Below are 5702 nucleotides of genomic sequence, written 5' to 3'. Positions count from 1 at the left end.
TGGGTGCGGAGATGTGGATAAGGCACAGGGGCAGCTCCAGCGCCTCCGCCACCGTGTGGGCGATTGTCGTGTGCACACCCTGGCCCATCTCGGCCCGCGGCGTGATGATGCTGACGCCCTCTGCGTTGATCAGCAGATAGGGGTTCAGCGCGACGGTGCCGGGCTCGCTGGCCCGCCGCTGGCCGTCTAGGAGCGGGTTTGGATGCGGCCTGCGCACCTGATAAACACCGAAGGCAACCCCGCCCGCGACAGCCACCGAGCCGATGAGGAAGGCCCGTCGCGTGATGCTGCCCGCCTTACCTGCAGGTGCGCCGCTCATGCGTCATCCTGCCCATGGCGCAGCGCCTGTGCCGCCTGGGCGATCGCCTGGCGCACCTGGGCGTAGCTGCCGCAGCGGCAGAGGTTGGTCATGGCGGCCTCGATCTCGGCGGGGCTTGGATTCTGGCTCTGCTCGAGTAGGCAGACGGCGGCGATGATTTGTCCTGACTGACAGTAACCGCACTGGGCCACCTGCGCGTCGATCCAGGCTTGCTGCACCGGGTGCAGCGACAGCGGTGTGCCGAGCCCCTCGATGGTCGTGACGGCACCGGTGACGGCGCTCACCGGCAGCGAGCAGCTGCGCACCGGGGCGCCGTCCATGCGCACAGTGCAGGCCCCGCAGCGGCCGATACCGCAGCCGAACTTGGTGCCAGTGAGGCCGAGCACGTCGCGCAGCGCCCAGAGGAGCGGCATGTCCGGCTCCACGTCCAGGCGGTGGCGTTCACCGTTGACAGTCAGTTCAATGGGGCTGGATGTCATGCGGGCCTGCTCCGGCGTATTTCGATTCAGTGCCTGAGACTGGAGCTCAGCCGGAGCCTGCTCAAGCGCGCGTCGAGGTCAGCGCTGAGGAGATACCGATCGGCGTTCCCTCATCCAACCGATCGACGTCGACGGCTACGCTCAGCTGGTGCTCGCCGCCGCCGTAGAAGACGCCGCGCACCGGCGTGACGTCGCCGTAATCGCGGCCGACGGCGGTGGTGACGTGCTGCTCGCCGAGGAGACAGTCGTTGGTGGGGTCATAGTCGATCCATGTGCCGGACAGCTCGGTGGCGCCGGACGCGTGGTCCGCGGAGGACGGGGTGAGGGCAGACGCGATCGTCGTGTTCTCCAGCGGACCGGCAACGCCAGCCATGCTCGGGCTCGGCGGCAGATAGAGCGCGTACCACGCGTGGGAGGCATCGGCACCACGCAGCTTCGGCTGTCCGGGGGGCGGTAGGGTCTCTAGGTAGCCGCTTACGTAGCGGGCCGCGAGCCCGAGAGCGCGCAGGCAGGCGATGCCCACGTGAGCGAAGTCCTGGCAGACGCCACGGCGCTTGGCCAGCACCTCGGCGATAGGCGTGGCCACACCGGTCGCCGTAGGGTCGTAGTCGAACTCCGCGTAGATACGGGCCATGAGCTCGCGCGCGGCCTCCAGCACCGGGCGGCCCGGCGTGAACGACGCGAGCGCATAGTCCATTGCCGCGGGTTCCGTCGGAATCGCGGGGGACGGCACGGCGAACATGCGGGCATGGATGGCATCGGCTTGTCGAGCCGCGTGCAAGCGCGCGCGTACCTCCTCCCAGGGCGGCGAGGCGGCGTCGTCCAGTGCCTCGGGCGCGGTGATCTCGACTTCGCTCACGGCGCTGACCGCGAGTGCTGCGTGCGACTGCTGGATGGAGAAGTAGCTGACGCGGTTGCCGAAGATGTCAGTGTGCTCGCGCGATACCGAGGGCCAGGGCGACACCCGGACCTGGCTCTTGATGCAGCGTTGATGGTCTGTCTGCCGGGGCTTCAGGTGCGCAATGGTGTGGCAGAGCGACACCGGGCTGCCGTAGACGTATTCAGTGGTGTGGCTGACGCGAAAGCGCATGATCAGCGTCGGCGCCCACTCAGTCGATGCTCGATCATGTGGTGCGGATGCTCCTCGTGACGGAAGTACTGCGCCGTCAGCGCATCGGAAACCGCCGCCATACCCGTCTCTTGGTCGGTCAGGAACTGCGACAGGGCGCTGCGCCGCAGCCCATCGGCGTCAGGCTGGGCGAGGTGGTCCAGCCCCGCGAGTCTGAGCTCTGTCAACAGCCGCAGCATGCCCCTCTGCGCGGCGGTGCGAGTCGGGCCCATGGGGTCCCGCGGCATGTCGTCCACCAGTTGCGACAAGCGCAGGATCTGATACGCCAGGGCGCGTGGGTTGGCTTCGTCCTGCACCACCAGGTCCAGCAGCGCGCCAATGCGCGTCCCGGTCTGGTACCGGCGGCGGTAGGTGATGAGACTGTCGGTGACGCCGAGAACGGCCTCCACCACCAGGCTTTCCTCCGCGGCCGGGATGACTGCTACCAGCGTTGAGCGCAGCAGCGTGGCCAGGTTCACGCCGCGCTCCAGCCTGCGTCCGGCCTCCAGGAAGTGCCAGCCCTCGTTATGGGTCATGTTTTCCTGTGTGAGCGCCGAGAAGGCCACCAGGGAGGTCACCAGCGGGTCGAGCACGTCCAGCGCCGCATTCAGGGCTCGCGGCGGCTGGCCCGTCAGCCGGCGCAGATGGCGCTCGATGTCGTTGATAACGCGCCAGGTATCACTGGACAGGCGCTCGCGCACGGACCAGGCCGCCAGCCCCAGGGCCTGCAGCGTCTGCGGCAGGGCGCCCACCCGCTCTAGGTCCGTGATCAGGGATAAGAGCTCCGGCGTCGGCGCCGCCAGGGCCGCCGGCTCGGCGCCGGTGGGCAGAGGTACGTTGCCCTGGCATTGCTCGTTTAGGGCCTCCAGCAGCGTACTGAGGCAGCCGATGCCCTCGTCCTCGGCGGCGAAGCTGCTGCGGGCCGTGAGGTTGATGGCCGTGACGCGGAGCAGTCGGACCAGACCCTCGGCACGCTCGGCGTAGCGGCCAATCCAAAACAGATTGTCCGCGACTCGAGAGGACACATCGCTCTCGCGCACGACCGCGGGGCTCTGGGTTTCGTGCAGGCCGAGCAGCGTCTCCTCGCGCTCGGGCTCGGTGGCGAGCACCCAGGTGTCCTTACCGAGGCCGCCCAGCTGGCTGGAAACCATGGGCGTGTCGGTGGACAGGGCGACACGGCTCAGGCCGCCCGGCATCACGGCATAGCCGTCTTCTTCCGCCACCGAGAAGCTGCGCAGCACGAAAGGTCGGGGCTCGATACGCCCGTCCATGTAGACCGGCGCGGTGGACGGCTTGACCTCCTCCTGGGCAACGAAGCGATGCGGCTCTGCCCGAATCTGCGCCACCAGCCGCGCACGGGCGCTGGCATCCAGGTTACGCCCGAAGAGCACGCGGGTGCCGGGGCCGTCGCCGGCACGGCCGCCTGCGGGCTTGATGACCAGTGTCTCCAAATTGGCGAGGACATGCTCGCGGTCTTCCTGCCGGCCGCACCACCAGGTGCGCAGGTGCGGCAGCAGCAGATCCTCCCCGAGCAGTTGGCGGCAGAGCTCCGGCAAAAACGCCATCAGGCCGGGGTGCTCCAGGACACCGCTGCCCAGGGCGTTGGCCACTGTGACATTGCCCGCGCGCACCGCCTGCACCATGCCCGGCACGCCGAGCATGCTGTCCTCGCGCAGCTCCAGCGGGTCGCAAAAGCAGTCATCGACGCGGCGCAGCACAGCATCGATGCGCTCAAGCCGGCCCAGGGTGCGCAGCCAGAGCGCCCCGTCGCGCACGGACAGGTCGGCCCCCTGCACCAGGGTATAGCCGAGGTAATTGGCCAGGTAGGCGTGCTCGAAGTAGGCCGCGTTCGCCGGCCCCGGGGTCATCAGCGCCACCCGCGCCTGCGGGGCGTCGCCGGGCGACAGCCGGTTCATGGCCCGGCGCAGGCCGCGGAAGAAGCCCGCCAGCCGGTGCACGTGGCTGTCGCGGAACAGGCTCGGCATGACGCGTGAGAGCACCACCCGGTTCTCCAGCGCATAGCCGGCGCCGGAGGGGGTCTGGGTGCGGTCGCCGATGACGTGCCAGTGGCCGTCGGCATCGCGGGTAAGGTCTGCGCCGTAGAACACCAGCGGGCGGTCGCCAGCTACGGTGATGCCATGGCAGGGAATCAGATAGCCTGTGTAGCCGTCCACGAGCTCCGGCGGCAGCAGGCCCTGGGTGATCAGCGTACGCGGTCCGTAAAGGTCCAACAGCACGGCGTTCAGCAGCTCCGCGCGCTGAATCAAGCCCCGCTCCAGTTGGGCCCATTCCTCGCCGCGCAGCAACAGCGGCAATGGGTCGAGCTCCCAGGGGCGGGACATGCCGCGGGGGTCGCCATGGAGGTTGTAGGTGACGCCGTTATCGCGGATCAGCCGGTGTGCTTCGCGCCAGCGCGTCTCGATGCCGCCGCGCCCGAGCTGGCGCAGGGTGTCGATGAGGTACTGCCAGTGCGGGCGCAACGCACCGTCGCCGGCACGCATCTCGTCGCAGGTGCCGGGTGCCGGAACATAGGCGTCGTCCAGGCGGGCGTCGTCCAGCTGGGCGAGGGGGCTCGTGGCGGACATGGGATGCTCGCGACCGGCTGGCGGAGTGGGTGGGCTGGATGCGATTACACACGCACCCGGTGGGGGGAGCAAGGTAAGCCTGAAGGGTAACGGACCACGTTCGACGGATCGGTGCGGGAGAGGCCCCTTATAGCTGGCGCAGCGCCAAACCTAAGGGAGCATGCGGGCACCGGTCCCCCGCATCACGCACTCTGACCTCCTCTTCGCCCCTCGCCCTTCAGTAGACCCAAGGAATGAACTTCTTCACGCGCCGGGCGTAGTCCACGTACTCGGGATGGCGCTCGGTGAGCCAGGCTTCCTCCTTGCCGGCCTTGTAGTTGAAGAACACGAAGGCCACGCCCAGCGCGAGCAGATGCGACAGGCTGAAGTTGTAGATGGTCCAAGCGGCGCCCGCAAAGAGCAGGCTCGCATACAGCGGGTGGCGCACGATGGCGTAGACGCCGTGCTGCACCAGCTGGCTGTGGTCCACCGGATAGGGAAGCGGCGTCAGGTAGTCGCGGATGTGCACGGAGCCGAAGGCGCCGAAGACGAGGGCAAGAATCGCGAAAGGCGCCGCGAGCCAGCTGCGCCAGGCGCCGCTCGTGTCCATCGCATCGGCGCCCAGGCCCGGATGCCACACCGGCAGAAGCGCAAAGCCGATCATCAGCGCAAACTGGATGACGACCAGCAGCTCGCCGCGGGCCCCGAAGCCCGGTTTGTCACCCCGATTGCCGGCCAATGCTCTTCTCCGATGCTGGGCGCGCTTTCGCGCGCCGCGAAACCCAGCGAGGCTCAGCCCCAGCGCGATGAGTCTTGTGCTGGCCCCGCTCAAGGGTTGGAGTGATTCAGCTCCATCCGCAGGACAAGGTGCGGCGGGTGGCCGAGCGGCTCAAGTGTCACCGGGGCCGAGCGCAATGATAGGGCAGACAGAGTCGAGCCGCACGGCGAGGTGAACGCCACACAATCATGGGGACGACAATTGTGGGGACGTGATACCAAACTGCCCGGCGTCGCGTCTGCTGTGTCTCTGGAGCGAAGGGTCGGCGGCAAGCGCCGCTGGCGCGTTCATCGTCACCTCGGATTCAGGGCAAGCGCCACTGGGTTACAGTTACCGTCCCCGAAATTTGGGATTTGGTTAGAAGAAGATGTTGATGCCAGTCACGAGGACGTTGCGGTTGGCCCCATCGTCGCCGGCCCGGAAGCGGTTCCAGCGGTAGCCGACCTTCAGCTTA

Annotated in this window: 4 protein-coding genes and 1 pseudogene; all 5 read right to left on the bottom strand. The window is 68.1% G+C overall.

What is annotated here, in order from left to right; genetic code table 11:
• A pseudogene (locus I6U14_RS03160) lies at nt 1-319 on the bottom strand (molybdopterin-dependent oxidoreductase); the annotation flags it as partial.
• Nucleotides 316-798, bottom strand: a complete 483-nt coding sequence (locus tag I6U14_RS03155) for a (2Fe-2S)-binding protein (RefSeq protein WP_296896828.1) — start codon at nt 796-798, stop codon at nt 316-318. The pseudogene I6U14_RS03160 and the gene I6U14_RS03155, both read right to left, overlap by 4 nt.
• A gap of 61 nt (nt 799-859) precedes the next feature.
• Nucleotides 860-1888 carry a transglutaminase family protein gene (locus tag I6U14_RS03150; protein WP_296896825.1) on the bottom strand — a complete coding sequence of 343 codons (1029 nt, stop codon included), beginning with the start codon at nt 1886-1888 and terminating at the stop codon, nt 860-862.
• Nucleotides 1889-1890: 2 nt separating this feature from the next.
• Entirely contained in the window at nt 1891-4491 is a 2601-nt protein-coding gene (locus I6U14_RS03145; protein WP_296896824.1) for a circularly permuted type 2 ATP-grasp protein, read from the bottom strand.
• 217 nt (nt 4492-4708) lie between these two features.
• The gene (locus I6U14_RS03140; protein ID WP_296896823.1) at nt 4709-5209 is read right to left on the bottom strand and encodes an isoprenylcysteine carboxylmethyltransferase family protein; all 501 of its coding nucleotides are present in this window, start codon (nt 5207-5209) and stop codon (nt 4709-4711) included.
• Nucleotides 5210-5702 lie beyond the last annotated feature (493 nt).

This window comes from Thiohalocapsa sp., assembly GCF_019695415.1.
In the GTDB taxonomy this organism is placed as follows: Bacteria; Pseudomonadota; Gammaproteobacteria; order Chromatiales; family Chromatiaceae; genus Thiohalocapsa.
Note: the sequence above shows the minus strand (reverse complement) of the source record. Positions and strands in the feature narration are given on the sequence as shown.

What these genes read in the sequence shown, in the direction of transcription:
- I6U14_RS03155 (WP_296896828.1), bottom strand. Translation starts at nt 798, where the DNA reads ATGACATCCAGCCCCATTGAACTGACTGTCAACGGTGAACGCCACCGC.
- I6U14_RS03150 (WP_296896825.1), bottom strand. Translation starts at nt 1,888, where the DNA reads ATGCGCTTTCGCGTCAGCCACACCACTGAATACGTCTACGGCAGCCCG.
- I6U14_RS03145 (WP_296896824.1), bottom strand. Translation starts at nt 4,491, where the DNA reads ATGTCCGCCACGAGCCCCCTCGCCCAGCTGGACGACGCCCGCCTGGAC.